The organism is Pseudomonas sp. FP2196 (genome assembly GCF_030687715.1).
Lineage (GTDB): Bacteria > Pseudomonadota > Gammaproteobacteria > Pseudomonadales > Pseudomonadaceae > Aquipseudomonas.
This window is the reverse complement of the sequence record NZ_CP117445.1, coordinates 815,833-842,654: the sequence shown is the minus strand read 5'-3', so window position 1 is coordinate 842,654 and position 26,822 is coordinate 815,833. Positions and strand designations below refer to the sequence as shown.

Here is a 26,822-nt window from a genome sequence, read left to right as displayed (position 1 = left end):
AAGGCATCGCCCGCATGGGCGTGACCCTGCGCGACCTGATCAGCGGCATTCGCGACGGCGTCACCCAGATCGCCAGCGCCGCCGAAGAACTGTCGGCCGTCACCGAGCAAACCAGCGCCGGTGTGAACAGCCAGAAGGTCGAGACCGATCAGGTCGCCACCGCCATGCACGAGATGACCGCCACCGTGCAGGAAGTCGCGCGCAACGCCGAAGAAGCCTCGCAAGCCGCTGCCGCTGCTGACGGCGAAGCCCGTGAAGGCGACAAGGTTGTGAATGAAGCCATCGCGCAGATCGAGCGTCTGGCCAGCGAAGTGGTGCGTTCGACAGAAGCCATGAGCGTGCTGCAACAGGAAAGCGACAAGATCGGTAGCGTCATGGACGTGATCAAAGCCGTTGCTGAACAGACCAATCTGCTGGCGCTCAACGCCGCGATCGAAGCGGCGCGTGCCGGTGAAGCCGGTCGTGGTTTTGCCGTGGTGGCCGACGAGGTCCGTGGCCTGGCCCAGCGTACCCAGAAATCCACCGAAGAAATCGAAGGCCTGGTCGCCGGTCTGCAAAACGGCACCCAGCAAGTCTCGGCCGTGATGAACAACAGCCGCGCCCTGACCGACAGCAGTGTCGCCCTGACCCGCAAGGCCGGTGCATCGCTGGAAAACATCACCCGCACGGTGTCGAACATCCAGTCGATGAACCAGCAGATCGCTGCCGCTGCCGAACAGCAAAGCGCGGTGGCTGAAGAGATCAGCCGCAGCATCATCAACGTGCGCGACGTGTCTGAACAGACCGCGGCCGCCAGCGACGAAACCGCCGCTTCCAGTGTTGAGCTGGCGCGCTTGGGTGGTCAGTTGCAGCAGATGGTAAGCCACTTCCGCGTCTGATCATTCGCCTGCGGTGAATGAACGATCCATTCGCGAGCAAGCCCGCTCCCACAGGTAAGGTGGCGATCACAGATTCTGTGAACGCCCCAAATACCCGGTGGGAGCGGGCTTGCTCGCGAACGTGATCTGACTGTCGTTACAGAAAATTGGCTATCCCGAGAAAGCCCCCCTCACCGTCTCGGTGCAAACGCAAATCCAACGCCCCCGCCAACACCGCTAAACCGCCATTTACTTCAGCCATGCTTTCAAACTACCTTTCAGGGCATTCATTCGCTCATGCAGGGTTTGATCATGCCATCGCTCGGCTTCACCTCCGTTCCGCCCCTGCTCAAATACCTGCGCCATGCCGAGCATTTGGGCATGGCCATTGAGCCTGCGTTGGCGGCGGCGGGTTTGCAGGCGCAGCAGTTAAGCGACAACACCCTGCGCTTGCCCGGTGAGGCCCATGAAAAGTTGCTCGATTATTTCTGCGAATACTCGGGTGATCCGTTGTTCGGGCTTAACGCGGCGAAATTTGTACTGCCCAATTCATGGAGCGTGCTCGGTTACATCACCATGAACTGCGCGACGCTGGGCGATGCGATGAGCCGGATCATGCCGTTCGAGAAACTGGTGGGCGACATGGGCGTCAGCCGCACCGAGGTGCAGGACGGGCATGTGCATCTGATCTGGAGTTGCCGTTATCAGCGCCCACGGATTCGTCGGCATCTGGTGGAAAACGTGCTCGGTTCGTGGCTGCACTATGCGCGCTGGATTGCTGATACGCAGCTCTCGCCTGCCGCTGTCTGGCTGGAACACTCGCGCCCGGCCGAGACGACGTTGGCGCAGTACGAAGCGTTTTTCGGTTGTCCGGTTTTGTTCGATCAGCCTTATTCGGCGTTGATTGTGCCGCTGGCGTATCTGCAGTTGCCGTTGCGCCAGGCCGATGCGCAATTGCTGCGTACGCTGGAAGAACATGCGATGGGGTTGATGGCGACGCTGGAGGATGCGTCGCTTGCGCAGCGGGTCAAAAGCATCCTGCGTCAGTTGCTCAAGGAGGGGTTGCCGCGCAAGGAGCAAGTGGCTGAACAACTGGCCGTGTCGGTGCGTACGTTGCAGCGTCAGTTGCAGCAGGCGGGGACGTCGTATCAGCAGATCCTTGATGACCTGCGTCAGGAGTTGGCTGAGCATTACTTGCTCAACAGCAACCTGCCCATCCAGGACATTGCGCAGTATCTGGGCTTTACCGAACCGCGCTCGTTTCATCGTGCGTTCAAGAGTCGCCGGGGGATGCCGCCGGGGGAGTTTCGGCAGATGCATCGGGGGTGACTGTTGGGGCCTCATCGCTGGCAAGCCAGCTCCCACAGGTTTCTCGGTGAACCACAAATTCGGTGTACGACTCGGTCACTGTGGGAGCTGGCTGGCCAGCGATGGCGCCAGTGGCCGCACCAAAAACCCGACAGGTAAATCCTCAATTTCTGTAGCGCAATAAACGCCTCCAGCCACAGGCGTTTAAAGACACTCTGTGTTACGCCCGACAGCCTACAAATCCTTGCGCCGCTGCCTACGGCTAAGCCAGAATCCGCCGGCTTGTGCGCCCAGGTCATGCTGCGTAACTTCATTCGGGTCACTGATTCACAGTGATCGGGTTTAGTAGCCCGAGGTAATTCGGTTGGTCGTACATTCATCACAGGTGCTTGCGTACCTGAGTTTGATGGTGGCTGTACGTAGGGCGCTTCGGCGCGCCGGCTTAAGCTGAGTTCCCCGGTCTACTAACCTGCGTACAGCTGCCACCCCTTCGTTTAGTAGCAAAGGGTTGGCGCTCAATGAAGGGAACACAGCTTATGTTCAAAATCACGCCAAACCCGCCGGTCACTGACCCGGGATCTCCCTACGAATCCGCCGATTCAAAGAAATTCCACGAAGCCGCCGAGCGTGCGCTCGACCACTATCTCGGCCCACCGACTGCCGCCATCATGGCTGCGCCCTACAAACCCAACACCCTGTACATGGCGCACCCCGAGTCCGATAACGAATCCCTGTTGGTGGATGCCAGTGAAACACTGGGTTCGGCCACCGTCATGATCAACAACCACATAGCATTCGTAGAAGGCACCCACCGCAAGACCCTGCAAGGCATTGCTCAAGTGGTGATGCTCGCGGAGTTGGCGGTTAATCGAGTGCTGGATCGATTAGTGCCGACCGAGTAACGAAAAAACCCGCAGTCAAACCGTGATGGTTTGGCTGCGGGTTTTCTGTACCGCTTAAAACTGCTTCAAACACTGATCGCATTGGTAAACACCAACCGATTGCCAAACGGGTCAGCAATGGTCATGTCCTGGCTACCCCAAGGCATCGCCTGAATTTGCGGATGCGAGAACTTGTAGTCCTTGGCAACCAATTGCTGCTGAAACGTTTCCAGCTCATCAGTCTCGATGCGCAACGCCGAACCCGGCGTCGCATCACCATGGTGCTCGGACAAATGCAGCACACACTCACCCCGCGACACCTGCAGATACAACGGGAAGTTCGCTTCGAAACGATGCTGCCAGTCGATCTTGAACCCGAGGAAGTCGACGTAGAATTCTACGGCTTTGGCTTCATCGAAAATCCGCAGGATCGGGGTGGTTTTGCCGAAGCTCATGGGGTGCTCCCTGACTGATTGGCCCAAGAGTGTAGCTGGGCTTGATGTCAGCAATTCGGCTTGGGTTGGCGTTTCTTTAATTGCACAGTGCCACTATGAGACGTAGATCAAAAGATCGCAGCCTGCGGCAGCTCCTACAGGGGGGTTGCGACTAATTGAAACCTTTGCGCAAATCTCCTTCCCGGGCGAGGAATCGTCCTTTCCTTTGGCCGTTTGCTTGTCCGTTGCGATAGCTCAGCGCGCCGTTGATCCACACACCGTCGATACCCTGTGCCGCGCGTTGCGGGTCGTTGAAATCCGCCACATCGCGCACCGTCGCCGGATCAAACATCACCAGATCCGCCCAATGTCCTTCACGAATCTCCCCCCTTTCCTTCAAGCCAAATCGCGCCGCCGACAGACCGGTCATCTTGTGCACGGCGGTGTGCAGCGGAAACAGCCCGACGTCGCGACTGAAATGTCCGAGCACCCGTGGGAAAGCGCCCCACAAACGTGGATGCGGGAACGGGTCTTCCGGTAGTCCGTCAGAGCCCACCATCGACAACGGGTGTGCGAGGATTCTTCGCACATCGGCCTCGTCCATGCCGTAATACACCGCACCCGCCGGTTGCAGGCGTTTGGCGGCGTCGAGCAGCGGCAGGTGCCATTCGGCGGCGATGTCGATCAGGTCGCGGCCGCTGACTTGCGGGTGCGGCGTCGACCAGGTGATGGTGATGCGGTGGGCGTCGGTGACTTGCTTCAGATCCAGCGTCGATGAGCTCGCCGCATACGGATAGCAGTCGCAGCCGACCGGATGGGTTTTCGCCGCCTCTTCGAGTGAGGCGAGCAACTGCGGACTACGTCCCCAGTTACCGACACCGGCACATTTGAGGTGGGAAATGATCACTGGTGACTGTGCGTGTTTTCCGATGCGAAACGCCTCATCCATCGCTTCCAGCACCGGAGCGAATTCGCTGCGCAAGTGGGTCGTGTAAACGGCACCGAATGCCGTGAGCTCTTCGGTCAGTTGCATGACTTCATCGGTGGAAGCGTTGTAGGCGCTGGCGTAGGCCAGGCCTGTGGATAAGCCAAGTGCGCCGGCCTCAAGGCTTTCGCGCAATTGCTCGCGCATCGCAGCGATTTCCTCTGGCGTGGCGGTGCGGAACAAGTCGTCGAGATGATTGCTGCGCAGCGCCGTGTGCCCGACCAGCGCCGCCACATTCAACGTGGTGTTGGCGGCTTCGACCGCCGCGCGGTAATCGCTGAAGCGCGGGTAAACAAACGCTGCGGCAGTGCCGAGCAGGTTCATCGGGTCTGGCGGATTGCCTTTCAAAGTGACCGGCGAGGCGCTGATCCCACAGTTGCCGACAATCACCGTGGTTACACCTTGGCTGAGCTTGGGCAGCATCTCTGGCTGACGGATCACGACGGTGTCGTCGTGGGTGTGCACGTCGATAAAACCCGGCGCCAGCACACGGCCGGCGGCGTCGATTTCTTCGCTGGCGGTGGCGTCGTGCACGTCGCCGATACGCACGATGCGCCCCTTGAGAATCGCCACGTCGGCGCGGTAACCGGGCGTGTTGCTGCCGTCGATGATCAGGGCGTTGCGAATCAGCGTGTCGTACTGCATGTCAGTCTCCCAGCGGCAGGTGATCGTCGCCGCCACGGTATTCGTCGAGGGCGAGTTTGATCCGCCGCAAACGTTCTTGATTGTCTTCAGGATTGGCCAGCGCCAGCTCGGTGGCGAGCACGTCGATGGCGAGCAGCATGCCGTAGCGCGCCGCCGTCGGTTTGTAGATGAACGAGGTTTCCGCGCCTTGCAGCGGCAGGACGATGTCGGCCAGTTCGGCCAGTGGCGAGTCGGCGCGGGTGATGGCGAGGATGCGTGCGCCGTAGTTGCGCGCCAGCTCGACGGTCTCCAACAGCTCCGGGGTGATACCGGTCAGCGAGCAGACGATCAGCACTTGCTCGGCGTTCAGGCTGGCGGCGGTGACGCGCATCATCACCGCGTCGTGACACACCGCAATCGGGTAGCCGAGGCGCACCAGTCGTACCTGCAACTCATCGCTGCACAACGTCGAGCAACCGCCCATACCAAAGGCGTGAATCATCCGCGCCTGGCCGAGCAATTTCACCGCATCGGCGAAGCGTGATTCGTCGAATCCGGCCAGGTGCTGGCGCAGTGTGGTTTCGATATCGCCAACAATCTGGCCGTAAAACGCCGACTGCTCAGGCGTGCCTGCCGGGTCTAGAAAGCGACTGCCGACGCCGCTGGCCTGGGCCAGTTGCAAGCGTAAATCACGCAGGTCACGACAGCCGACGGTGCGGGCGAATCGCGACAGCGTGGCGGTGCTGACTTCGGCCCGGTGCGCCAGATCTTCGAGGCTGGCGGAGGCGGCAAAGCCGACGTCGTCGAGCATCAGCCGGGCGATGCGCCCTTCGCCGGCACTGAAGGAGTCCTGGCGAGCGCGGATCTGGTAGAGGATGTCCATGGCGGATGACTCCGGTTACAGCAGGTAGGAAAGGCCGACGGTCAGACCGAAAGCGACCAGCGAGATCAAGGTCTCCAGCACGGTCCAGGTCTTGAACGTCTGCGCGACCGTCATGTTGAAGTATTCCTTGATCAACCAGAAGCCGCCGTCGTTGACGTGGGAAAAGATAACCGACCCGGCGCCGGTCGCCAGCACCAACAGTTCGGGGTGTGGATAACCCAGACCGATAGCCACCGGCGCAACAACGCCAGATGCGGTGGTCATCGCCACCGTGGCGGAACCTGTGGCAACACGCATCAACGCCGCAAACAGCCAACCCATGATCAGCGGTGAAAGCTGGAATTCGTGGGCAAGGCCGACGATCTGATCGGTCACGCCGGCATCGACCAGAATCCGGTTCAGACCACCGCCAGCGCCGACCAGCAAGGTGATGCTGGCGGTCGGCGCCAGGCATTCGTTGGTGAATTTGAGGATCGATTCGCGGTTGAAACCCTGGGCAATCCCCAGCGTCCAGAAACTGAGCAAGGTCGCCAGCAACAGCGCAATCACCGAGTTGCCGATGAACAACAGGAACTGATTGAAACCGCTGCCCGGCGTGGAAATCAGGTTGGCCCAACCGCCGATCAGCATCAACACCACGGGCAACAGAATGGTCGCCATGGTGATGCCGAAGCCCGGCAGTGTGTCGCGGGGTTCGCGGTCGAGGAATTGTTTTTCCAGGGGGTTATCTGCCGGCAATTGAATGCGCGGCACGATGAATTTGGCGTACAGGGGACCGGCGATAATCGCCGTCGGAATGCCGATGGCAATCGCATACAACAACGTCTGCCCGACCGACGCCTGATACGCCTGCACCGCGAGCATCGCCGCCGGATGCGGCGGCACCAGCGCATGCACCACCGACAAACCTGCAACCATCGGCAAACCGACCATCAGAATCGATACACCCACCCGTCGCGCCACAGTGAAGGCAATCGGCACCAGCAACACGAAACCGACTTCGAAGAACAGCGGCAGCCCCACCAGAAACGCGATGCACACCATCGCCCAGTGCGCGTTCTTTTCACCAAACTTGTCGATCAACGTGCGCGCCATCTGCTCGGCGCCGCCGGACTCGGCCATCATCTTGCCGAGCATCGTCCCCAGCGCGACCACCAGCGCAATATGCCCCAGCGTCTTGCCCACCCCGGCCTCATACGCACCTACCACACCGGATGGCGGCATGCCCGCCACCAACGCCAGACCGATGGAAATCAGGGTGATGACAATGAATGGGTTGAGTCGGTAACGGGCGATCAGCACGATCAAAGCGATAATGGCGACGGCGGCGTAGACCAGCAGCCAATAGCCGAAGGAAGGCGTCATGCGGTACTCCTCGAAAGGGTCACGTTCGAATGGGTTGTGAAACTCATAAATCATTTCGAGATCGAGATTTCAAACCACATGAAAGTAATTTTCGTGGAGAGGTAAGGCATGTCGCACAGAGGCATGTAGTGTCGCGACTAATGAAAATCGGGGGGCGCGATTTTCATGTTCTTCTGCCAAACACAAAACCCTGTGGGAGCTGGCTTGCCAGCTCCCACAGGGTTAAAGGCTATTCGGAAAATTTAGGCAAGCGCTATACTCGCCTGACGTACTAAATCGAGCCTGCGATATGACCACTGCGCGCCGCACCAGAAAAAAAATCACTGCCGAAACGCTGATCCGTGCAATCGCGAGCTCAACAGCCATCGAAACAGGTCAGAGTGTCGAGGCGATTGAACACAAGCTCAAAGTCAAAACCAGCAAGTTCCTGCACCTATCCCTGGCCAAGTAACGTCAAGTCCACATTGCTTGGCGTACCCAATACTCCATAGGTTCGTAGTTGCAGTTCAGGCCTTGGTGGATTGCAGAAAAGTAAGCCTCTTTGTTTCGTTCCCATCTGCTGTAGTCCAGCGGTACGTAACCTGCCTGCACGGCCATGACATCCGCCAATAGTCGCGACAAGCGCCCGTTACCTTCGCGAAACGGATGAATCAGGATGAACTCCACGTGCGTTACAGCGATGGCGTGAATCAAGTTCTCATCCAGATCGGGTTTGCACGGTGTGTATTTGGCGAGACAGTCGTTTTCAAATCCATCAAGCAACCGAGGAATCTGCGGAGCAGCGGCAAAGAAGAAGCCATCTTTACCCAAATTGACCGCGCGGACATCGCCAGCCCATGGATAGACATTCCCCAGCCAGTGCCGATGCCAATCCCTCAAATCCTGAACAGTGAGTGGCCGATCAGGCAAATGCTCTATGAGTACTGATTGGTAGAGCTTCTCCAACAGAACCAGCTCTGCATCATCCATATCTTCAGGATCGGTAATGCCCAGTTTATTGCTCAGCACTTGCTCATTAGAGCCAGGCTGAAAGCTGCTCTGTGCTCCTTCTGCGTCGTAACGGTTAATCATCCTTGTACCTGCTGAACCGGCAATGTTCAGAGCAACATAGATCTGGCTTAACACAAGAGCAAAGCCTGAAATAAAAACGGCTGCCCGATGGCAGCCGTTTTAAAGGTTGATAGCAAAGCCCGGCGGGGCTTAAACGCCCGTCACACCATTTCGTTACGAATCCATTCCACCACCGACGTACGCTTCGGCGCCCAGCCCAGCAGCTCCCGTGCGTGCTTGCCGCGCACCCGGCTGTTGGAGCCGAGGCCATAGTTGGCCATTTCATAGCCCCACTCGGCTTCGGCGTCTTTCAACGGCCAGTCTTGTGGCGGGTCAAGATTCAGCGCTTGCGCCATGGCGGTGGTCATGTCGATGAACGACGCTTCGCCGCTTTCAACAAAGTAGAACGTGCCCGGCGCGTTTTTGCTCAGCGCCAGCAGGTACAGCGCAACAACATCTTCGATGTGTACGTTGGACCAGATGTTCTGGCCCGTGCCGACATGGCGCACCACGCCGCTTTTGCGTGCCTGTTTAAGCAGGCGCGGCAACTGCACGCTGTCGCGGTTGACGCCCAGGCTGTGGCCGTAGATCAGGGTGTTGCAGATCACCGCCGAGTTCACGCCATCCTTTGCCGCAGCAAGGATCAGGTTGTCGATCGCCACGCGGGCGGCTTTGTCGACGGTCGGCTCTGGCAGGTTGTCTTCGTAGTAGATGACGTCGCTGGATTTACCGCCCGACGCATCGCCGACGATGCTCGAACCGCTGGTGTGCAGGAATACTTTGTTGGAGCCGCGCAAGGCGTCGAGCAAGGCTTCAACCGCGCCGCGATGGTCGCTGCTGGCGGCGTTGATGACGGCGTCGGCGGCGCGGGCCTGTTCAGTCAGCAAGGCTTTGTCGTCGAGGGTGCCGATCACCGGAGTGATGCCCAATGCCTTGAGCTCATCAGCCTGCTCGACGCTGCGCACCAGCCCCGTGACGTTGTGCCCGGCCTGGACCAGACCGGTAGCGATGGAGCCGCCGATAAAACCGGCAGCGCCGGTGATGAATACGTTCATGGAGAAACTCCCTGCGTGAATAAGTGATGGGACGAGTATCGACCGGCGACCCTTGCGGAAAAACCCGTCCTCACCCAAATCACTGTTGCGCAGGGGTCACGAATCAGCCTTTGAAATCGGCGCTGGCGTAGGCCGCGAGTTTGCTCTGGATGAAGTCGAGGAAGCACTGAATGCGCAACGCCAGTTGCGAGTTGCGGTAGTACACGGCGTTGATCGGCTGGCGATAACCGCTGTTGAACTCAGCCAGCACGACCTTCAAACGCCCGGCGCGAATGTCGTCGATGGTCATGAAATGCGACAGGCAGGCGATGCCCTGCCCTTCCAGCGCCAGGTGCCGCACGGTCTCGCCGCTGGAGGCGCTGATTGCCGGGGTGATCGGCCAGCGATCACCGTGCACATAGCGCAGCGGCCATTGGTTGAGGCCTTCGTTCTGGGTGAAGCCGAGCAAGGCATGTTCGCTGAGGTCGGCCACTTGCTGCGGTGTGCCGTGTTTTTTCAGATACGCGGGACTGGCGACGATCAGCAGCGGACTGCAACCCAGCGAACGCGCGTGCAGAGTCGAATCAGCGAGGGTGCCGATGCGGATGGCGACGTCGGTGCTTTGTTCCAGCAGGTCAATGATCAGGTCGTTGCTGTTGAGTTCGAGCTGGATGTCCGGGTAGAGCTGACGGAATTCGTCGATGTACGGGACCACGGCGTGGAGCATGAACGGCGAGGCAGCGTTGATGCGCAGACGTCCGGACGGGGTTTGCTGGCGCGAGGACAGCCGTTCTTCGAGTTGATCCATCTGATCGAGAATCAGCTTGGCCTGTTCGAAGAAATATTTGCCCTCTTCGGTCAGATCCATACGCCGCGTGGTGCGGTTGATCAGCGTGGTGTCGAGCTTGGCTTCCAGCCGCGACAGGGTGCGACTGACCGCCGATGGCGTCTGCCCGACCTGCTCGGCGGCGGCGGAAATCGAACCGCATTCGATCACGCAGACGAAAATCTGCAACTCATCGGATCTGGCTTTCACGGGCGTCCCTTTGGTTGGTCATAACCCTGACATTGTGGTGAAAGAATGGAGCGGGTGTGGAAGGAATTCTTCTGCGGTTGAGGACTTCATGGTGGTGAGGGGATTTATCCCCTCACCACAGGAAAACACATCAAGCCTTGAGGCCAAACACCTCGGTCAAATGCTGCTCATAACGCGCCACATCGTTTTCGATGTTCGGGCGTTTCATCACGTCAACGCATAGAAACGTCGGCAGACTGGTCATGCCCAAAAACTCGTTGGCCTTGTGAAACGGAAAGTACACCGCGTCCACGCCTTTGGCTTCAAAGAAATCGGTCGGGTCATCGAAGGCTTGCTGCGGCGCGTTCCAGGTCAGCGACAGCATGTATTGCTTGCCCTGAATCAGGCCGCCGCTGCCGTACTTCTGCGAGGCATCAGAGCGGGTGCGGCCATCGCTGGCGTAGAGGCTGCCGTGGCCTTCGGTGAAAACTTCGTCGAGGTACTTTTTCACCGTCCACGGCGCGCCCATCCACCAGCCCGGCATCTGATAAATGATCACGTCGGCCCAGAGGAATTTGGCCACTTCTTCGGCAACGTCGTAGCCCTCGTCGATGAAAGTGGTTTTGACGTCGACACCACCGCGATCCAGCACGCTCAGCGCGGCTTCGTGCAGGGTGGTGTTGTAGCGACCGTCGGAGTGGGCGAATTTTTTACCGCCATTGAGCAACAAAACTTTTTTCATGAGAAAGCCTCGGCGCAGCCCTTGGGCTGGATGGAGAAGGGAAAAATTGAATGGCGGCAGATTAACGATCTGCTTCGCGCGGAATAAGCCGGGGTTGCGCAAAATACATTTGAGTAAAACGCACGAATCCATTGCGGATTGTTGCCGTAGCATCTGCAGCCATCTGAATTCGAGGAGTTGTTCCGATGAGTGAACGCCAGGGTTTCATCCTGCACGCCAAGACCCGCCCGGAAAAAGCCGAGGCTTTCGAAGCGCTGTTCCGCGCCTATGTCGAGCCGAGTCGCGCCGAACCCGGCTGCATCGAGTACCACATGCTGCGCGATAAAGAAGATCCGACGCTGTTCATCTTCTACGAGATCTGGGAATCCCAGGCGCATCTCGATGTGCATTCGACGCTGCCGCACATGAAGCAGTTTTACGAGCAGCGCATGGACTATCTGGAGCGCGATTTCGATATTCGCCTGATCGATATGCTCAGCGAAGCATCGGCTAACCGCTGATCAGCAAGTGGGCGCCGAGCGCGCCCAGTCCGATGAAAAATACGCGTTTGAACAGCACGGCGCTGATCCGCTGGCGCAGCCATTGGCCGAGCAACATACCAAGCACCGCCGGGATAAACGCCAACAGCGACGCACTCAATTCGCCGCCGCCAAGGGCGCCGCGCCAGAGCAGTCCGGCGGCCAGTGCCAGGGTCGAAACGGTGAACGACAAACCGAGCGCTTGCACCAGTTCATCGCGACTTAAATTGAGCGCCTGCATATACGGCACAGCCGGGATGACAAATACGCCGGTGGCCGACGTGATGACGCCAGTGATGACACCGCAGACCGGTCCGAGCCAGGGTTCATGACGCGGCTTGATGTGCAGCGTTGGCAGGAATAATCCGCTCAACGCGTATAGCAACAGCGCCGCGCCGAGTCCGCGCCCGACCCAATGCCCACCCGCCATGCCGATCCACAACGTGCCGACGCCGGTACCGAGGAAGATCATCAGCAGCATCGGCCACAGGCGTTTAACCAGCCCTTTCAAATGACCGCCGAATGCCAGCTGCCACAGGTTGGTCAGTGTTGCCGGGATGATCAGCAATGCCGCTGCCTGTGCCGGCGCCATAGCCAGACCAAGCAGGCCCATGGCGACGGTGGGCAGGCCGAGGCCGATCACGCCTTTCACCAGGCCGGCCAGCACGAACGTCATGATGACCAGCAGGGACAAGGCCAGACCGAGGTTTTGATAGAAATCTGCGAGTGTGTTCATGGCGCTACTGTGCGCCGGTCGAGGGTGGTTGAAAATCTGCCATATACTTAGGCTGCCTCCACCCAAACAAGAGGCTGAAATCTTCTTGATGCTGCTGGCCTCATCGCTGGCAAGCCAGCTCCCTCAGTATTTTGTGTTGTGCGCAGATTTTGTGATCGACGCCGAAACCTGCGGGAGCTGTCTTGCCAGCGATGGTGCCAGCCCAGACACCCCAAAATCATGGGCTGCCACCATGCACTTCGACCTCACCGACCTGCGCCTCTACCTGCACATCCTCGACACCGGCAACATCACCGCCGGCGCCGCCCGCAGCCATCTGTCCCTCGCCGCCGCCAGCGCACGCATTCGCGCCATGGAAGCCTCATTGGGCACCGATTTCCTGGAGCGTGGCCGCCGCGGAGTCACCCCGACACCGGCCGGCAAAGCCCTTGCACAACACGCACGCATCCTCCTGCAACAGGCCGAACGCATGCAGCAGGATCTGGCCGAATACGCCCAAGGCGTCAAAGGTCAGGTGCGCTTGTTGTGCAACACCACCGCCATCACCGAATACCTGCCGGAAGTGCTCGCGGACTTCTTGCGCGACCATCCCAATCTCGACATCGACCTGCAAGAGCTGCCCAGCGCGCGCATTACTCACGCCTTGCGTCAGGGGGCGGCGGATCTCGGGATTGTTTCCGATGCGGTGGACACCAGCGACTTACAGACCCAGCCATTTCGCGACGATCCACTGGTACTGATTCTGCCCACCGACCACCCATTGTCCGACGTCGCCGAGGTCATTTTCAGCGACACCCTGCACCATGACTTCGTAGGACTGAGCGCCGACAGCGCACTTGCGATCTACCTCGAAGAACAGGCCCTGCACAGCGGCTCACGCCTGCAGATCCGCATCCGCGCCGACGGCTTCGATGGGGTGATACGCATGGTCGCCCGAGGCGCCGGGTTGGCCATCGTGCCGCTGGCAGCGGTCGAGCGCGCGAAGCATCAGGCCTTTACAGTCAAACCGCTTAAGGAGACTTGGGCTTGCCGCAGCCTGTTGCTATGCGCCCGGGATTTCGCAGCATTGCCAGGCTACGCCAAAGCCTTGTTACCTGTGCTCGTCGAGCAGCGCGTTTCTGAGCAGCTTGATGTCGAGCACAGACAACTGGCCAGTGACCGAGCGCTATAGGGTGCGACTTCAGTTCACAGCCTATCGCTCGGAGTTCACATGACCGCGACCGCCCCTATCACCGTTCTGCGCGACACTCACCCACTGCCAGTCCTCGACGCCTGCAAATGGGAAAAGCTCGAAGGCGACCCGCATACCGTCAACCTCAACGCGTACACCAGCGAAGACGGCAGCAAGATCATGGGCACGTGGATTTGCACCCCGGGCAAGTGGCGCGTGGATTACGTGAAGTGGGAGTACTGCCATTTCCAGGAAGGCTACTGCGTGATCACGCCGGATGGCATGGCACCGATTCATCTGCGTGCCGGCGACATTTTCGTGGTTGAACCGGGGATGAAAGGCACGTGGGAAGTGGTCGAGACCGTGCGTAAATATTTCGTGTTCGCCTGATGCAAAAAAGCCGGGAAATCACCCGACGTGATTTCCCGGCAAACAATATCAGATACACGCAATTCCCTTGTGGGATCGTGCCTGCTCGCGAAAGCGGACGGTCAGTCACTTCCTTGTTGAAGCGACCGCCGTCATCGCGAGCAGGCTCGCTCCCACAGTTTGTTCAGCGCTGCCCTTCAATTGCAGGCTTGCGATAGCTGTTGATGATCGCCGAGAAGTCTTTCCCGCCGTCCCCGCGCTGGCTCATTGCCTGATACAACTGCTGCGCCACCGCACCAAGCACCACCGGTTGGTGCGCCTGCCGCGCCGCTTCCGTGGCCAACCCCAGATCCTTGAGCATCAACTCCGCCCCAAACCCGCCGGTATACCCGCGCGAGGCCGGCGCAGTTTCGACGATGCCAGGCCATGGGTTGTACATTTCCGAACTCCAGCAGCGGCCGGTGGAGCTGTTGATGATCCCGGCCAGCACCGAGGTGTCGATCCCCAATGCATCGCCCAACGCCATGGCTTCACTGACGCCGACCATCGAAATCGCCAGCAGCAGGTTGTTGCAGATCTTGGCAATCTGCCCGGTACCGACTTCGCCACAATGCACGATGTTACGGCCCATCTGCGCCAGCACCGGTTGCAGGGTGGCGAACAGTTCCGGGGTGGCGCCGACCATGAAGGTCAACGTCCCGGCGGTGGCGCCGCCCGTGCCGCCGGAGACCGGTGCATCGGCCATGGCCACGCCTTGTTTCGCCGCCGCAGCTGCGACATCACGAGCGGTCTGCGGATCGATGGTGCTGCAATCGACTGCCGGCACGCCTTTACCGATGCCGGCGAGCACACCGTCCTCACCTAACCAGACGCTGCGCACATGCACAGCGGCCGGGAGCATGGTGATCACCAGTTCAGCGTCCTCGGCAGCCTCGCGGGCCGAAGCGCGGATGGTACCGCCCAGTTGCTCCAGTTCCGCCAGCACGGTTTTGTTCAGGTCGACCAGATTCAGCGAATGGCCGGCCTTGATCAGGTTGCGTGCCATCGGCGCGCCCATGTTGCCCAGACCGATAAATGCGATTTTCATGGCACGTTCCTCAGCGCAGGTTGATGGTGGTGTTCACGCCGTCGTTGACGCTGTCGTCATCGAACCAGCGCGCCGTGACCGTTTTGGTCTGCGTGTAGAACTGCACCACTTGCTTGCCGTACGGGCCGAGGTCGCCGAGTTTCGAACCACGGGAACCGGTGAAGCTGAAGAACGGCACGGGTACTGGAATCGGGATGTTGATGCCGACCTGACCGACGTCGATTTCGGTCTGGAATTTACGCGCCGCTGCGCCGCTCTGGGTGAACAGGCCAGTGCCGTTGCCGAACGGGTTGGCGTTAACCAAGGCGATGGCCTGATCGAGGGTGTCGACTTCCAGCACCACCAGCACCGGGCCGAAGATTTCCTGGGTGTAGATCTGCATGTCGGTGGTCACCCCGGAGAACAGGGTCGGGCCGACGAAGTTGCCTTGCTCGTAACCCGGTACGCTGATCTCGCGACCGTCCAGTTCAAGCTTGGCGCCTTCCTTGATGCCGCTTTCGATCAGATCAAGAATCCGCGCCTTGGCTTTCTTCGAGATCACCGGGCCTACGTCGGTGCCCGGCTCACTGCCGGCGTTGACCTTGAGTTTCTGCGCCAGCGCTTTCAGATCCGGCAGCCATTGTTTCGCCGCACCGACCAGCACCACCACGGACGTGGCCATGCAACGTTGCCCGGCCGCGCCAAAACCAGCGCCGACCAGCGCGTTCAGTGCTTGTTCGCGGTTGGCGTCCGGCAGCACCACGGCGTGGTTCTTCGCGCCCATCATTGATTGCACGCGTTTGCCGTGTTTACCAGCCAGGTCGTAGACATGAGTGCCGACAGCGGTCGAACCGACGAACGAAACAGCTTTGATGTCCTTGTGCGTGCACAGGCCATCAACCACATCTTTACCGCCGTGCACCACATTGAGCACACCAGCCGGAACGCCAGCCTCGATGGCCAGTTCCACCAGCAGCATGGTCGACAGCGGATCCTGTTCGGAAGGTTTCAATACGAAGGTGTTGCCGCAGGCGATGGCCATCGGGAACATCCACAGCGGAATCATCGCCGGGAAGTTGAACGGGGTGATGCCGGCGCATACACCGATTGGCTGACGCAGGGTGTAGGTATCAACGCCGCCCGCGACGTTCTCGGCAAACTCGCCCATTTGCAGGCTGCCGATGGAGCAAGCGTGCTCGACCACTTCCAGGCCACGGAAAATATCGCCCTCGGCGTCGGCTATGGTTTTGCCCTGCTCGGCGCTCAGCACCACGGCGATACGCTTGGAATGCTCGCGGATCAGCGCTTGCAGCTTGAGCATGATGCGCATGCGTGCGCCGATCGGGGTCAGTTTCCAGGTCTGGAAGGCGCTCTGCGCGGCGCTTACGGCGGCGTCGACTTCAGCGGCAGTGGCGAACGGGACTTTGGCCAGCACTTGTTGGGTCGCCGGGTTGACGATGTCGTGCCACTCGGTGGTCTGCGACTCGACCCATTCGCCGTTAATCAGCAGCTTGACCTTCTGGACCGTGGTTTCGTTGGGCGTAAGCGATGCGTTCATGCTGGTCTCCAAAATTTGTTTTTATCGTAGGAGCCAAGGCGAAAGGTTCGCCTTGAGATGAGGCGTGTGTCACGAATTGGTTGTCGGACTGTTTTTGGAGTATAGATGTGCAAACTTCTAATAAGAACGCACATATAAGCCCGTCCATCATGCAAAAAAACATCACCTCTCTAGGTTCGCTGAACTGGGACGACCTCAAGTTTTTCCTCGAAGTCGCCCGCACCCGCAAGGCCAGCACCGCCGCCAAACGGCTGGCCGTCGACTACACCACGGTGTCGCGGCGGATCAGTTCGCTGGAAGCGGCACTGGGCACATTGCTGTTCGAAAAGTCGCGCACCAGCGGCTTCGTCTTGACCACCGAAGGCCAGCGCTTGCTGGGTTATGCCGAGTCGATCGAAAGCACGCTGCACATGGCCTGCGAGCAGGTGTCAGGCTCCGGCGTGGCGCTGTCCGGACATGTGCGCATGGGCTGCACCGAAGGTTTCGGCAGTTTTTTCATCACCCCGCAGTTAAGCCATTTCGTCGACGCTTACCCGGCGATCTCAGTGGATATCCTGCCGCTGCCGCACTTCATCAGCCTGTCCAAGCGCGAGGCCGATATCGTCATCGCCCTGGAGCGCCCGGAGCACGGGCCATACGTGTGCTGCAAACTCTGCGACTACCGCTTGCAGCTGTACGCAACCCAGGACTACCTCGACAAACACCCACCGATCCGCCGCCCGGCGGATTTAAGCAAGCATCAATTCATCAGTTACGTGGATGACCTGGCGTTCAGCTCGGAGCTGCTGTACTTGGCAAACGTGCTGCCGGGCGCCAATGCGCATTTGCGCAGCACCAGCGTGATCGCGCAATTCGTCGCGGCGCAGCAAGGGCGCTCACTGGCGATTCTGCCGTGCTTCCTCGCCGCCCAGGACCCGCGCCTGCTGCCAGTGCTGCCAGATGAAATCGACATCACCCGGCAGTTCTGGATGTACTGCCGGGAGGATCTGCGCAAGTTGAAGCGGATCACGTTGTTGTGGGATTACATCCGTGAGGTGACCGAGCTAAACCGCCCGTTATTGCTGGGCGAAACGCGAGACCTTCGGTTTACAGACTGAGCGTCTGCAAGTCGTGAGGGAGTCTTATCCTAACGATGTCAGAGAGGTCTTGGCAACGTGTTGTGACAGGGGTTGTGACGCTACTTGTGACAGTCGAAAGGGTTCCTACAGTGGAGCACGCAGGCGCGACAAGAACCCCATCTGGGTTATCCGCGATAACTAAGCGAGGGCACATGGGGGAACCTGAGCCCGCAGATGCAATGAGGTGGTCTCTCAGATTTTTGTGGCGGATTCGAAGGCACCTAACTATCTGCGCTTAGACTCTAAGCCAGCAAGCAGGACTATTGCGGATGCCGTGAGGTGCAACCCATAGGCGACAATTTCTGGCTCCACAGTCCTAACTGCCTCCCCTTGCCCATGGCCACCATTTTTATTCCTGAGCGTAGGAATTCCGCTGGTGAGTACGTTGACCAAGGATGACATCTGAGATTCGTTGAATGCAGGCATCAGCCCTGCGTCCCTGCATGCCAAGATCAATTTAGAAGCGGTGTCACCTGCGCCATAAGATTTTCCATTGGCCGTAAGGATTACCTTCATGGTGCTTTCAAAAGCCTTAAGTGCATCGACTAACGCTTCCTCATGATTCCCATGACGGTAGTGCTCGTATGCCCCGAAAAACTCATCTCGCGCACCTTCGAATCCTTGAGCATTGAGGAATCCAATGGCAGGCTTCACGACTTCCGAATGAAGAAGCTGCGAATCAATACGGATAATTTTTCCATCGATTAGCTCGTACCCGCGTCCGGCTTCTTTGAATCGAGTATTCAGCTCCTGAATGCAATCATCGACATGAGAATTGGAATCACGCCGACTAAGGTAAATTTGCTTTCTCGCGAGAGAGTCGCCAACTGCATAGCAAAGCTCGACAGCGTCGAGACAGCGTTCAACGTCTGGCTCACTGATTAGAAAATTATGGAGATCATCAAATTCGCTGTCGTAATAGCCGCTTATCGTTTCGTAGTGCAATTTTTCTACTCCATACTCTTTCCTCAGAATCTTGACAATCTGTGCATAGGCATCGCTGGGCATAGAAAATTCGCGGAGCTCGGTTTTGTCACCTAAAAGGTCTTTAATCATGTATGACAACTGCATTCGCAAAGGAGCTGGGAATGTGTCGTAGACGTAGACATCGATGACCTCACCGCGCAATCGCTTTTGCCGTTTTGAGTACAAATCAAAGACTGCCATTTCACCGCCTCAACTGTTTGTCAAAGCGGCATCATACATCCGTATGTGACAGGTTACGCCCCATTCGACCTCTCATAAGGCCGACCTTACGGGGCTTCTCAGCGGGTTATTACGGGGCCTCGAAGGTGATGCGAGTAATCATCGGGAAGGCCACGACCTCAGTTTGAAGACCATCCGCAGTCAGTTTCACTTTCACCTTGCCGTTAGCCACAATGTCCACAACTGTCATGATCTCCACGTCCCAGCACTGATGGCCGCCGTTACGAGTCGCTTGGATCTTCCAGATGTCTCCGCTACCACCTTCGCGATAACTCAGCGAGGTGAACATCTTAGGCAGCAAGAACAGCCCGTAGTCAGTGCCGCTATAAGGTTGCACAGAGGCACCGATCAGAGACTCGATGTCTTCAACACCTGCACGCTGAGCAGCACGCTCAAGAACCGCGAGCAACGACACCGGCAGCAGAACCACAAAGTCCGACAGCGAGCTACCTACGGTCTGGTTGATGTTCATCGTCAAGATGTCGATCAGATCCTCAGCGACCTCCACAGGCTTACCGGTTGGCTTAGTCGCTGACACGCTTTCAGTGGATGGAGCGCTAGAGAGGATACCGGCGATCTTGCCAGCGGCATCATGTTCGATGTCCCGTAAGAGCTTCTCACCGGTCTGGTGCATCGAGCCTTCAGTGAAGCCCGCCATCAGGTTATGGTCGAGAATGGTGAAGCGCTTACTGATGACCAACGCTGTATCGGTTGGCTCGGTGAAGATCACAGACCCGGCCAGGACTTCGCCCTTCGAGATGGTCTGGTTATCCCAGTTCTTACGAGGGTCGAAAGTGACGGAGCGATCAGCCATCGTGATGATTTGCTGACCAGTTGCCTCCGAGCCAGCCGGACGGAATTCACAAGGGGTGTGTTCGATTGCCGCTTGGCGCCACTCAACACCATTGAGGTAATCGTCAAGGGCCTCTGTAAGGGCTTCAACATAGACGGACACATCGGTAGCCGTTTCGGTCTCGACACGAACATCAGCGGTGTTGAAGCGGATTGAGCCACTTGGGAATGGATTACCATCATCGACAATGGCCGTGTAATGAGCCGATGGTTTGACGTATTGGTTAGGCTGTTTCATTGAAATGTTCTCCTGAATTAGTTAGTGGTTAGTCGCGCAAGGGGTGGATTAGTCAGCCGTTATTACGTGAGCGAGCTGCCAAAACTTTCCGACCGTGTTCACGGATGGCAGCAGCACGGGCCTCTCTTTCAGCTTTCGCTTGGGCCAGTTCGCGGGGAGTCCGCTCGCGTAAACGCTCAGCACGCTCGTCAGCTTCTCGCTGGAGTTGCTCACGGGTCTCTTTCTGCTCTCGCTTGGTCATGAAGTAGACCTGAGCGTCCTCTTGGATGGCCTTGAGGGACAAACCGGCTTCCTCGAAGGCTTTGATAACGCCAAACTTGGTGCCGTTGTTCCGGCCACACTGGGCCATCAGCAATGGCAACATGACGCTTTCGACGTACTCACGATTGAGGGTCTGGCCCGACACAGTTACTTCGTTCTTCAGGACTTTAGTGATGGTGATATTCATTGATTTGGATCTCCTGTGAGGTGACCCATTCGTTCAGTCTTGGCGCCATAGACACGCACGACAAGACGGCAAGGAGGGAGCCGCGTGGGCATCTTCCAAGACTGACGAATAGGTTCTTGATTGGTTATTTGAAGCTGATGGTCGATCAGGACATGGCGAACCTGAGAGACATCATTGAGGGCACCAGTGAGGCGACACTGGTTATTGCTGGACTGCTATGGGACGAGCGTTGAGGATAACGGGAACACCCTTCACTGCTCCGTAAAGAGCGATCAGGTCGAGACCAGTAGCAGCCATGAGAGCCTCAAGGCACTCCATTAGGAATGCTCCCAGTTTGCCCGAGACGAACTCATTGGCTTTCTCAGGGTGCCGGTTCGTGAAAACATCGAGAGCTTTTAGATCGAACAAAGCGGTAGAGGATCGTCCGGTCATTGCCGACTCGATGGACAACAAGATTTCACGGCGTTGATGATCGAGACCATCAAGTTTGAAGTGGAATCGCATAGACCTCCTTTGAGACGAACTGAAAGAATGGGATGCTCATGGTCGGCAGACCAATCCCTAACTTAGAGAGAACTTGAGAGGATCTTTAAGACAAGAGCAAAGATTTATTTAAAGAATAATAACCAGAGTTACTCAATGAGTAATCTTTAGAATCTTTAAGTTAAAGGCCCCCATGAACATTGAGCAGTACACGGTGGCCCCAATCCCGTGCAAGGCTTCCCAGCGATGCCCTCAAGAGGCACCGACTAACGATCAGCAATTTCAATGTTCGCTCCTTCCTACTGAAGCCAGACACGAGGTCTGTTTACCGGGGACAGTTGAGCGTTGGCGATCTGGTCGCGCTTGGCACTCGGTGGTCTCTGGTCGGACGTTGTGATGCCCGGTAGGAATCTGTGTAGCCATAGTGAGGATACTGACCATAGGGCTATTGTCTGATAGTCACTCGATTAGGTGCCCCAATGATGAACCCTTGAGGATCCCTGCGAGCCGTATCACCCAAATTATCCTTCTTTACCTGAGCGAGCCAATGCTGGGCAGCACGGGGATTCTCAAAGTAGTTCATATGGGTGATGCCTCTAATTGTTGTCTTCCCAATATACCGAACGCCTGAGGTGAATTTGTAATCACGGGTGACACCAGTAGGAAGATGAGGATCCTTCTTTGGGTACTTTTCTTTAAGAGCAGATGCACGGTTACCGAAGTTTTCGTGATAGCTCAGCGGTCGGAGATTACTTGGATGATTGTTATTCGGGTTACCGTCGATATGGTCAATAACCAAAGACTCATCAAATTCACCATGAGCCATTCGATAAACAATGCGGGATTTCTGAACGCGGACTTTGTGTTTCGTGTCTTCGTCCATCCAAGTTACTTCAACCTGCTGCCGTAGCGAGCTATTGGAATAGGTGCCCACAGGGGCGCCCTCTTCGGTTCCCCTGCGAGTCTTGCCGGGAATGAGCTTGAAGGATCGCGCCACGATGCCCTCATGGTCGTCGCTGAGCTTATAGCGGGTCTCAAGGATATCTATAGGTGGTAATAGGCATACGGATACGTTGGTGCCTTGAAGCTTGATTTTCGATGCAGTGGTCATGGTTGGCCTCCTGAGCTGGGTAGGGTTGTGTGTCTGTAGCCATAGTGAGGGGTTTAAATCCTACGACCAGTTTCCTACCCTTCGAGACCATAAACCCGTAGCCTCTTAGTTCACGCGGAAAGGCCAGGAGTGAACGGATCGTTCAAATCGCGTTCACGCCCGCAGCAATCCTATTAGTTAACGGCTTCGCGCCAAATTGCCGGTCTTGGAAGGAAAGTTGAAGAGTGTTCGAGCAGCCCCCTGAAAGCGAATGCACGTTCGACTTTGAACAATCTTGCCTTCTCCCAGATAGCCTATGCTGGTGTGGCACAACGCTCATTCGCATGGAGAGAAACTATGGCGTGGTACATCGCAACCTCATCGTTAACGCTGGCTGACAATCCAACAGCGATTTGGAACCAAATATTTGGCCCCGGACAGATCGTTCCAGCATCTGGCATTTACCGCTGCACTGGATGTAGAAAAGAGATCACATCAAACGGCGGTGATCCATTCCCACCTCAAAACCATCACCAGCACTCAGTACTTCAAGGCCCGGTGCAATGGCGCCTGAACGTCGGCACTAATACTGCCGGAGAATGATTCAGCTAGGCGAGTGCGTCAGATAGCAGCAATTCTACTGACGCACTTTTGTTAAGAACTCAGCGCCCCTCAAAGCCCCCTTCAAATAAGCCACGGAGCATCTCAGCGACAACCTCCACAGGAACACCTGAGCCGTAGGTGTCAAACGTGATAGTGCCCGAGGCGTGTCCCATAACAGCCTGAGCGTGGACTGTAGGAACACCTTTCACCTGCATCAAAGAGGCCAACGAATGTCGCAGTGAGTGAAAAGTGAGACCCGCCGTGTGATCTTCTTCAAGAGCCGCAGGGATCGCTTGTTGATTCGCCCATTCACCAGCTGTTTTGTACCCAATCTGAGCCAGTGACTTTGGCTCACTTCCCTTACAGGACTCGACATATCGAAGGAACGCCGCAAGGTCGAACCCATAGGCTCCATCAGTCAATGGCACCAGTCGTTCACTACGTTTGTTCTTAATGGACTTCCCTTCGCCAACCTCATTGATGTGGATGGCAACAACTCCAGACTCAAGGGTCTGAATGTCCCTCGTGGTGAGCTGAGAGATTTCATTAAGACGGCCACCCGTGATGACTCCTAGGCTGAGCAGCCAGCGCTTCCATGAGGTTTCTGAGAGGCTATTAGCGTATTCCATCACCTTGCCCACTTGAGCCTGAGAGAAAGCCTTACGGGTGGACTCAAGGCCTTTCGTGAGCTTGAGTTTCTTGTCGTATGCCTTCGCCAAATGACCGTTTTCCACAGCCCAAGCGAGTACAGCTGAGAGCTTCACGATCAACTTATTCACCGTCGAGGGCATCCGTCCCTGCGAAAGGCGATCACGCAAAGCTACAAGATCAGCCCTTGTGTGGTTTCTGAGATCGAGGCTTCCCAGTTGGGACGACAACAAGCCATGACACAACTTGGTCTCCTTCAAGGTTGAAGCCTTCTGATCCTGCCCCCGGTCAGCCAGATAGAGGCCTGAAAGAGTCTCGAAGGTCATTGCCGTCGGTAATACAGATAGAGACAGAGGGACGGCCTCACCTGCATTCAACTGGTCGTCCTCAAGCTCCCGGATGATCTCCACAAGAGGTACTGAGTCACCCTGTAGGCGCACCTGAGCGGCATCCATCACCTTCTTCGCTCTCGCTACATGTTCATGCTGATCGACACTCAGCGGCATCGTTGCAGCGATCTCCGTAAGATTTGTCCTGACGTCCTCATAGAGGTCGCCCCAGTCACGCAAGGAGTGCACATCGTGGGCTGCCGATAAGAGATTCTCAGCGACCCACAGCAGATGGTCTCGCAGCTCCTGCCAAGTCGCCTGAGGGTGATCCAAGTGAAACGCCTTAATGGTCTCGGCTAGTCGTCGTGAAGCGTCCATAGCGGCCTTTCTGTCGGTAGTCTTAAGGGAAACTGAGGCTGTTTGAGAGACGCTGCCAGTTTCTCGCAGACGCAGATAGTAAATGCCGTTACGCCGGTAGTGGTAGGGCTTCGCAAGCCTCGTGGTTGGCCTTAAAGGAACCACAAGACTTGTGACAGCAGTTGTAACAGTGGAGCGCTCGGATTGGGTCTTCATGGCGGTCAGCCCCCGTAAACATTGGGATTGACCTCACTGACTTGCAGTTCTGGATGTACTGCCGGGAGGATCTGCGCAAGTTGAAGCGGATCACGTTGTTGTGGGATTACATCCGTGAGGTGACCGAGCGCAATCAGGGGTTATTGATGGGGCAGACCCGCGAGATGCAGTTCGCCGATTAATCGGCGCTGACCACAATCGATACCCGGCGGTTTTCCGTGCGGCCCTCTGGGGTGTCGTTGGAGGCCACCGGTTCGCTGCTGCCCAGACCTTGCAGTTGAATGTTCTCTTGCTTCATGCCGACCGTGCCCAGCACTTTGGCAACGCTTTTGGCTCGGCGCAGCGACAGTTGCTGATTGTAGGTTTCCTTGCCCGAGGCATCGGTGTGGCCGTCGACCCGCACGCGCTCGATGCCGACGCCCAACAACGCCTTGCCGATGCGCTCGACGATCTCGCTGCTCTGAGTATTCAGGCTTTCGACGTCGCTACCGAACAACACTTTGCCGGACAGGCCAAACTCCCAGCCCTCATCCGTCATTTCAAAGCCTTGTTGTTTGAGCACAGCGACTTGCGCCGGGGTGAGGCCTTTTGGCGGGGCGGTCTGGCAACCGGTCATGGCCAGCGCGGCCATCAACAGCAGGGCGGAAAAAAATCGAATGGATAGTGTGAACACGGGCATCAGCTCCTGGATGGCACGGGAACGACCGGGTGCTCCGACCCGGCCGTGAATTGGGCGCCGCGCGACAAGCGTTTGGCTTGATACATCGCCGCATCGGCAGCATTGAGCAAGCCGCCCGGCGTAGCGCCATGATCGGGGTAAACCGCAATGCCGATACTGAGCGACGTCACGACACTCGACTCGTCCGGTAGCTCGATGGGCGTGTCCATGCTGGCCAGAATCTTGTCGGCGATGCGCTCGGCGTCTTCGATCTTGTGCAGCGGAGTGAGCAACACGGCGAACTCGTCCCCCCCCAGCCGCGCCACCAGATCGTCCTCACGCAATTGCGCTCGCACCCGACTGGCGATCGCCACCAACACCGCGTCACCGGCGGCATGACCGAAATTATCGTTAATGCCTTTGAAGCGATCGCTGTCGAGAAACAGCACCGCAACACGCTCATTGAGCTTGCTGGCATTACGCAGCGCGCGAATCAAGCGGCCCTCGAAAAAGGCGCGGTTCGGCAACCCGGTCAGACTGTCGTGACTGGCCTGGTGGGCGAGCGTTTCGTTTTCGTTTTTCAGGTGGGTTTGCCAGGACTCGAGCTCGTCGAGCAAGGCATTGAAGTCGTTGCCGAGGTTGTCGAGTTCGGCGATCTGCGCGGGTGGCACGCGACGGTCCAGCGCTCGTTCACTGCGGGCTGCGTGGGCCACAGCAGCGAGGCTGCGCAGCGGGCCGGTAATGCCGCGCAGTTGCCGACGCGCCAGATAGAGCGCGACCCAGGCACTGACCGCGGTACAGAGGATGATCCCTGCCAGACCGCTGAGCAGAAAACGCATCAGACTGCCGCCGTGACCGGTGAGCAGGACGCGCCCGATTTCGCGATCCTGATGCACGATCGGCAGGCTGACCGGTTTTTCCAGAAGGGCACGGGTGACCTGCATTTCCAGCTCGGAGAACAGACCGTTTTCCGGTCGCTGCCAACGTGCGAGCAACTGGCCCTTGGCATCGAGCACCTGGGCATCGGCCACCTCCTCGGTGGAGGCGATCAGCGCCAGTGCTTCAGTCGCAGCAGACTTGTCGTTGAACACTACTGCCGCTTCGACGGTGTAACTGATCGAGCGGGCGATCAGGTGCAAGTTGTGATCGGCGTAAACCCGTAGCGCCAGAACCCCCAGCAGGGTCAACGAGACACTGGCCATAGCCACGGCCACCAGCGCAACAATCAAATGCCCGCGACCGATGACCGAGCCCAGGGTCGGGCGGATTTTGGAACTGAACAGTTTCATGGAGCCGCCGGTTTGCGGCGCGACAACTGCAGCACGCTTGGGTGAATGCGCACACCGCTGCGGGCGACGGAGTCGAGATTGACTTCGAAAGACACCTGTTCATCACCCACCCGCAGGCAGAACAGACTGCCAACCGTGCACTGATCGTCACTTTCACTGATGCTCAGCACCGGATGGCCAATCAATGAGGTAAACAGGCGACTGCGTTCATCCGCCGTGATTTTGCCGATGTACACCGCATCGCATTCGCTGATGATGGCAGGGTTGTCGGCCAGCAGTCGGCGCACGGCCACTGGCCGGCCGGTCGCTTGAGTGGTGCCTTTGACCAGGTCATCGGTGTATTCGGTCGGGCCGACGATACACAGGCGCAGTTGCGCAGGTTCCACCGGCCAGCGTGCGTAACTGAGGATGCCAAGAACGACTTGGGTAACAGATTTTGCCCGTTGTTCGGCCATGCCGACCGGCGCTTGCGATTGCGCGACGGCTACGCCCGTCAACAACCAGAGCAGACCGACAAGCACTGCGTGCTTGCAGCGAAACACGCGCTCCGTCGCCCAGACAGTCACCTTCATGCAGGGATTCTCTTGGATCGAACCGAAATGATGCCGCAACGATAGCACAGCGCTGAATCACCAGCGAGACAGCGACTCCTGACTGGCTGGTCAGTAATCGCCGCAAGTAGCAGCGTTCA

28 protein-coding genes and 1 pseudogene are annotated in these 26,822 nt (G+C 57.8%); 9 read left to right on the top strand and 20 right to left on the bottom strand.

The features are described from left to right. The first annotated feature begins 14 nt into the window (after positions 1 to 14). The 3 genes from PSH79_RS28120 (at position 15) to PSH79_RS03650 (ending at position 3,067) form a co-directional block, all read left to right on the top strand. On the top strand, positions 15 to 878 hold the full coding sequence (locus PSH79_RS28120) for a methyl-accepting chemotaxis protein (protein WP_370593494.1): 864 nt from the start codon (positions 15 to 17) through the stop codon (positions 876 to 878). A 291-nt stretch (positions 879 to 1,169) separates the two neighbouring features. Further along, positions 1,170 to 2,186: an AraC family transcriptional regulator gene (locus PSH79_RS03655; RefSeq protein ID WP_305441292.1), complete on the top strand. Its 1,017-nt coding sequence runs from the start codon at positions 1,170 to 1,172 to the stop codon at positions 2,184 to 2,186. A gap of 515 nt (positions 2,187 to 2,701) precedes the next feature. Beyond that, the gene (locus PSH79_RS03650; RefSeq protein WP_305441291.1) at positions 2,702 to 3,067 is read left to right on the top strand and encodes a DUF6124 family protein; all 366 of its coding nucleotides are present in this window, start codon (positions 2,702 to 2,704) and stop codon (positions 3,065 to 3,067) included. A gap of 65 nt (positions 3,068 to 3,132) precedes the next feature. Here PSH79_RS03650 and PSH79_RS03645 read toward each other — a convergent pair whose 3' ends face one another. The 4 genes from PSH79_RS03645 to PSH79_RS03630 form a co-directional block, all read right to left on the bottom strand. Next, a complete protein-coding gene (locus PSH79_RS03645; RefSeq protein ID WP_305441290.1) occupies positions 3,133 to 3,501 on the bottom strand; it encodes a glyoxalase superfamily protein in 369 nt (122 codons plus the stop codon). 151 nt (positions 3,502 to 3,652) lie between these two features. Continuing rightward, positions 3,653 to 5,110, bottom strand: a complete 1,458-nt coding sequence (locus PSH79_RS03640; RefSeq protein ID WP_305441289.1) for an amidohydrolase family protein — start codon at positions 5,108 to 5,110, stop codon at positions 3,653 to 3,655. 1 nt (position 5,111) lies between these two features. After that, positions 5,112 to 5,972, bottom strand: a complete 861-nt coding sequence (locus PSH79_RS03635; RefSeq protein ID WP_305441288.1) for a MurR/RpiR family transcriptional regulator — start codon at positions 5,970 to 5,972, stop codon at positions 5,112 to 5,114. A gap of 15 nt (positions 5,973 to 5,987) precedes the next feature. After that, positions 5,988 to 7,337 (bottom strand): GntP family permease, encoded by a 1,350-nt coding sequence (locus PSH79_RS03630; RefSeq protein ID WP_305441287.1) that lies wholly within the window; start codon positions 7,335 to 7,337, stop codon positions 5,988 to 5,990. A 289-nt stretch (positions 7,338 to 7,626) separates the two neighbouring features. On the opposite strand from PSH79_RS03630, the gene PSH79_RS03625 reads away from it, so the two are divergent. Beyond that, positions 7,627 to 7,788: a hypothetical protein gene (locus tag PSH79_RS03625; RefSeq protein WP_185037034.1), complete on the top strand. Its 162-nt coding sequence runs from the start codon at positions 7,627 to 7,629 to the stop codon at positions 7,786 to 7,788. A 2-nt stretch (positions 7,789 to 7,790) separates the two neighbouring features. Here PSH79_RS03625 and PSH79_RS03620 read toward each other — a convergent pair whose 3' ends face one another. The 4 genes from PSH79_RS03620 to PSH79_RS03605 form a co-directional block, all read right to left on the bottom strand. After that, the gene (locus PSH79_RS03620; protein ID WP_305441286.1) at positions 7,791 to 8,408 is read right to left on the bottom strand and encodes a Fic family protein; all 618 of its coding nucleotides are present in this window, start codon (positions 8,406 to 8,408) and stop codon (positions 7,791 to 7,793) included. 140 nt (positions 8,409 to 8,548) lie between these two features. Further along, positions 8,549 to 9,442, bottom strand: a complete 894-nt coding sequence (locus PSH79_RS03615; protein WP_305441285.1) for an NAD-dependent epimerase/dehydratase family protein — start codon at positions 9,440 to 9,442, stop codon at positions 8,549 to 8,551. A gap of 103 nt (positions 9,443 to 9,545) precedes the next feature. Next, a complete protein-coding gene (locus tag PSH79_RS03610) occupies positions 9,546 to 10,457 on the bottom strand; it encodes a LysR family transcriptional regulator (RefSeq protein ID WP_305441284.1) in 912 nt (303 codons plus the stop codon). A 130-nt stretch (positions 10,458 to 10,587) separates the two neighbouring features. Beyond that, complete coding sequence (locus PSH79_RS03605; protein WP_305441283.1) at positions 10,588 to 11,178, bottom strand: NAD(P)H-dependent oxidoreductase; 591 nt, start codon at positions 11,176 to 11,178, stop codon at positions 10,588 to 10,590. Positions 11,179 to 11,363: 185 nt separating this feature from the next. Here PSH79_RS03605 and PSH79_RS03600 point away from each other — a divergent pair, with 185 nt between their 5' ends. Further along, positions 11,364 to 11,678, top strand: a complete 315-nt coding sequence (locus tag PSH79_RS03600; RefSeq protein WP_305441282.1) for a putative quinol monooxygenase — start codon at positions 11,364 to 11,366, stop codon at positions 11,676 to 11,678. On the opposite strand, the gene PSH79_RS03595 is transcribed toward PSH79_RS03600, so the two are convergent. Next, a complete protein-coding gene (locus PSH79_RS03595; RefSeq protein ID WP_305441281.1) occupies positions 11,668 to 12,432 on the bottom strand; it encodes a sulfite exporter TauE/SafE family protein in 765 nt (254 codons plus the stop codon). The two genes, PSH79_RS03600 and PSH79_RS03595, sit on opposite strands and share 11 nt — an antisense overlap. 232 nt (positions 12,433 to 12,664) lie before the next feature. On the opposite strand from PSH79_RS03595, the gene PSH79_RS03590 reads away from it, so the two are divergent. Together PSH79_RS03590 and PSH79_RS03585 are read left to right on the top strand one after the other, a co-directional pair. Further along, complete coding sequence (locus tag PSH79_RS03590) at positions 12,665 to 13,603, top strand: LysR substrate-binding domain-containing protein (RefSeq protein WP_305441280.1); 939 nt, start codon at positions 12,665 to 12,667, stop codon at positions 13,601 to 13,603. Between the two features lie 39 nt (positions 13,604 to 13,642). Continuing rightward, positions 13,643 to 13,993, top strand: a complete 351-nt coding sequence (locus tag PSH79_RS03585; protein WP_016770579.1) for a cupin domain-containing protein — start codon at positions 13,643 to 13,645, stop codon at positions 13,991 to 13,993. A gap of 163 nt (positions 13,994 to 14,156) precedes the next feature. Here the strand turns inward: PSH79_RS03585 and mmsB are convergent, their stop codons facing one another. After that, a complete protein-coding gene (gene mmsB / locus PSH79_RS03580; RefSeq protein ID WP_305441279.1) occupies positions 14,157 to 15,059 on the bottom strand; it encodes a 3-hydroxyisobutyrate dehydrogenase in 903 nt (300 codons plus the stop codon). Between the two features lie 10 nt (positions 15,060 to 15,069). After that, entirely contained in the window at positions 15,070 to 16,596 is a 1,527-nt protein-coding gene (locus tag PSH79_RS03575) for a CoA-acylating methylmalonate-semialdehyde dehydrogenase (protein ID WP_305441278.1), read from the bottom strand. 149 nt (positions 16,597 to 16,745) lie between these two features. Here PSH79_RS03575 and PSH79_RS03570 point away from each other — a divergent pair, with 149 nt between their 5' ends. Further along, the gene (locus PSH79_RS03570) at positions 16,746 to 17,693 is read left to right on the top strand and encodes a LysR family transcriptional regulator (protein WP_305441277.1); all 948 of its coding nucleotides are present in this window, start codon (positions 16,746 to 16,748) and stop codon (positions 17,691 to 17,693) included. Positions 17,694 to 17,939: 246 nt separating this feature from the next. Here the strand turns inward: PSH79_RS03570 and PSH79_RS03565 are convergent, their stop codons facing one another. From PSH79_RS03565 to PSH79_RS03540, 6 genes are all read right to left on the bottom strand, one after another. Then, the gene (locus tag PSH79_RS03565) at positions 17,940 to 18,881 is read right to left on the bottom strand and encodes an STM4504/CBY_0614 family protein (protein ID WP_305441275.1); all 942 of its coding nucleotides are present in this window, start codon (positions 18,879 to 18,881) and stop codon (positions 17,940 to 17,942) included. A 109-nt stretch (positions 18,882 to 18,990) separates the two neighbouring features. Next, a complete protein-coding gene (locus PSH79_RS03560; RefSeq protein ID WP_305441274.1) occupies positions 18,991 to 20,010 on the bottom strand; it encodes a hypothetical protein in 1,020 nt (339 codons plus the stop codon). A 52-nt stretch (positions 20,011 to 20,062) separates the two neighbouring features. Beyond that, positions 20,063 to 20,458, bottom strand: a complete 396-nt coding sequence (locus tag PSH79_RS03555; RefSeq protein ID WP_305441273.1) for a hypothetical protein — start codon at positions 20,456 to 20,458, stop codon at positions 20,063 to 20,065. Between the two features lie 201 nt (positions 20,459 to 20,659). Continuing rightward, complete coding sequence (locus tag PSH79_RS03550; RefSeq protein ID WP_305441272.1) at positions 20,660 to 20,962, bottom strand: hypothetical protein; 303 nt, start codon at positions 20,960 to 20,962, stop codon at positions 20,660 to 20,662. Between the two features lie 424 nt (positions 20,963 to 21,386). Continuing rightward, complete coding sequence (locus PSH79_RS03545) at positions 21,387 to 22,052, bottom strand: HNH endonuclease signature motif containing protein (RefSeq protein ID WP_305441271.1); 666 nt, start codon at positions 22,050 to 22,052, stop codon at positions 21,387 to 21,389. Positions 22,053 to 22,693: 641 nt separating this feature from the next. Further along, complete coding sequence (locus tag PSH79_RS03540) at positions 22,694 to 24,184, bottom strand: tyrosine-type recombinase/integrase (RefSeq protein ID WP_305441270.1); 1,491 nt, start codon at positions 24,182 to 24,184, stop codon at positions 22,694 to 22,696. A gap of 44 nt (positions 24,185 to 24,228) precedes the next feature. Here PSH79_RS03540 and PSH79_RS03535 point away from each other — a divergent pair. Next, positions 24,229 to 24,366, top strand: a pseudogene (locus tag PSH79_RS03535) (LysR family transcriptional regulator); the annotation flags it as partial. On the opposite strand, the gene PSH79_RS03530 reads toward PSH79_RS03535, so the two are convergent. Genes PSH79_RS03530 through PSH79_RS03520 form a run of 3 tightly spaced genes read right to left on the bottom strand, consistent with a single transcriptional unit; the run spans position 24,363 to position 26,703 of the window. Further along, positions 24,363 to 24,863: an OmpA family protein gene (locus PSH79_RS03530; RefSeq protein WP_370872601.1), complete on the bottom strand. Its 501-nt coding sequence runs from the start codon at positions 24,861 to 24,863 to the stop codon at positions 24,363 to 24,365. The pseudogene PSH79_RS03535 and the gene PSH79_RS03530 sit on opposite strands and share 4 nt — an antisense overlap. Further along, the gene (locus PSH79_RS03525) at positions 24,863 to 26,131 is read right to left on the bottom strand and encodes a diguanylate cyclase domain-containing protein (RefSeq protein WP_305441267.1); all 1,269 of its coding nucleotides are present in this window, start codon (positions 26,129 to 26,131) and stop codon (positions 24,863 to 24,865) included. Before PSH79_RS03525 ends, PSH79_RS03530 begins: the two co-directional genes overlap by 1 nt. Further along, positions 26,128 to 26,703 carry a YfiR family protein gene (locus PSH79_RS03520; protein ID WP_305441266.1) on the bottom strand — a complete coding sequence of 192 codons (576 nt, stop codon included), beginning with the start codon at positions 26,701 to 26,703 and terminating at the stop codon, positions 26,128 to 26,130. The genes PSH79_RS03525 and PSH79_RS03520 overlap by 4 nt, the downstream gene beginning before the upstream one ends. Positions 26,704 to 26,822 lie beyond the last annotated feature (119 nt).

Coding starts and splice junctions, on each gene's coding strand:
- PSH79_RS28120 (WP_370593494.1), top strand. CDS start 15: ATGGGCGTGACCCTGCGCGACCTGATCAGCGGCATTCGCGACGGCGTC.
- PSH79_RS03655 (WP_305441292.1), top strand. CDS start 1,170: ATGCCATCGCTCGGCTTCACCTCCGTTCCGCCCCTGCTCAAATACCTG.
- PSH79_RS03650 (WP_305441291.1), top strand. CDS start 2,702: ATGTTCAAAATCACGCCAAACCCGCCGGTCACTGACCCGGGATCTCCC.
- PSH79_RS03645 (WP_305441290.1), bottom strand. CDS start 3,501: ATGAGCTTCGGCAAAACCACCCCGATCCTGCGGATTTTCGATGAAGCC.
- PSH79_RS03640 (WP_305441289.1), bottom strand. CDS start 5,110: ATGCAGTACGACACGCTGATTCGCAACGCCCTGATCATCGACGGCAGC.
- PSH79_RS03635 (WP_305441288.1), bottom strand. CDS start 5,972: ATGGACATCCTCTACCAGATCCGCGCTCGCCAGGACTCCTTCAGTGCC.
- PSH79_RS03630 (WP_305441287.1), bottom strand. CDS start 7,337: ATGACGCCTTCCTTCGGCTATTGGCTGCTGGTCTACGCCGCCGTCGCC.
- PSH79_RS03625 (WP_185037034.1), top strand. CDS start 7,627: ATGACCACTGCGCGCCGCACCAGAAAAAAAATCACTGCCGAAACGCTG.
- PSH79_RS03620 (WP_305441286.1), bottom strand. CDS start 8,408: ATGATTAACCGTTACGACGCAGAAGGAGCACAGAGCAGCTTTCAGCCT.
- PSH79_RS03615 (WP_305441285.1), bottom strand. CDS start 9,442: ATGAACGTATTCATCACCGGCGCTGCCGGTTTTATCGGCGGCTCCATC.
- PSH79_RS03605 (WP_305441283.1), bottom strand. CDS start 11,178: ATGAAAAAAGTTTTGTTGCTCAATGGCGGTAAAAAATTCGCCCACTCC.
- PSH79_RS03600 (WP_305441282.1), top strand. CDS start 11,364: ATGAGTGAACGCCAGGGTTTCATCCTGCACGCCAAGACCCGCCCGGAA.
- PSH79_RS03595 (WP_305441281.1), bottom strand. CDS start 12,432: ATGAACACACTCGCAGATTTCTATCAAAACCTCGGTCTGGCCTTGTCC.
- PSH79_RS03590 (WP_305441280.1), top strand. CDS start 12,665: ATGCACTTCGACCTCACCGACCTGCGCCTCTACCTGCACATCCTCGAC.
- PSH79_RS03585 (WP_016770579.1), top strand. CDS start 13,643: ATGACCGCGACCGCCCCTATCACCGTTCTGCGCGACACTCACCCACTG.
- mmsB (WP_305441279.1), bottom strand. CDS start 15,059: ATGAAAATCGCATTTATCGGTCTGGGCAACATGGGCGCGCCGATGGCA.
- PSH79_RS03575 (WP_305441278.1), bottom strand. CDS start 16,596: ATGAACGCATCGCTTACGCCCAACGAAACCACGGTCCAGAAGGTCAAG.
- PSH79_RS03570 (WP_305441277.1), top strand. CDS start 16,746: ATGCAAAAAAACATCACCTCTCTAGGTTCGCTGAACTGGGACGACCTC.
- PSH79_RS03565 (WP_305441275.1), bottom strand. CDS start 18,881: ATGGCAGTCTTTGATTTGTACTCAAAACGGCAAAAGCGATTGCGCGGT.
- PSH79_RS03560 (WP_305441274.1), bottom strand. CDS start 20,010: ATGAAACAGCCTAACCAATACGTCAAACCATCGGCTCATTACACGGCC.
- PSH79_RS03555 (WP_305441273.1), bottom strand. CDS start 20,458: ATGAATATCACCATCACTAAAGTCCTGAAGAACGAAGTAACTGTGTCG.
- PSH79_RS03550 (WP_305441272.1), bottom strand. CDS start 20,962: ATGCGATTCCACTTCAAACTTGATGGTCTCGATCATCAACGCCGTGAA.
- PSH79_RS03545 (WP_305441271.1), bottom strand. CDS start 22,052: ATGACCACTGCATCGAAAATCAAGCTTCAAGGCACCAACGTATCCGTA.
- PSH79_RS03540 (WP_305441270.1), bottom strand. CDS start 24,184: ATGAAGACCCAATCCGAGCGCTCCACTGTTACAACTGCTGTCACAAGT.
- PSH79_RS03530 (WP_370872601.1), bottom strand. CDS start 24,863: ATGCCCGTGTTCACACTATCCATTCGATTTTTTTCCGCCCTGCTGTTG.
- PSH79_RS03525 (WP_305441267.1), bottom strand. CDS start 26,131: ATGAAACTGTTCAGTTCCAAAATCCGCCCGACCCTGGGCTCGGTCATC.
- PSH79_RS03520 (WP_305441266.1), bottom strand. CDS start 26,703: ATGAAGGTGACTGTCTGGGCGACGGAGCGCGTGTTTCGCTGCAAGCAC.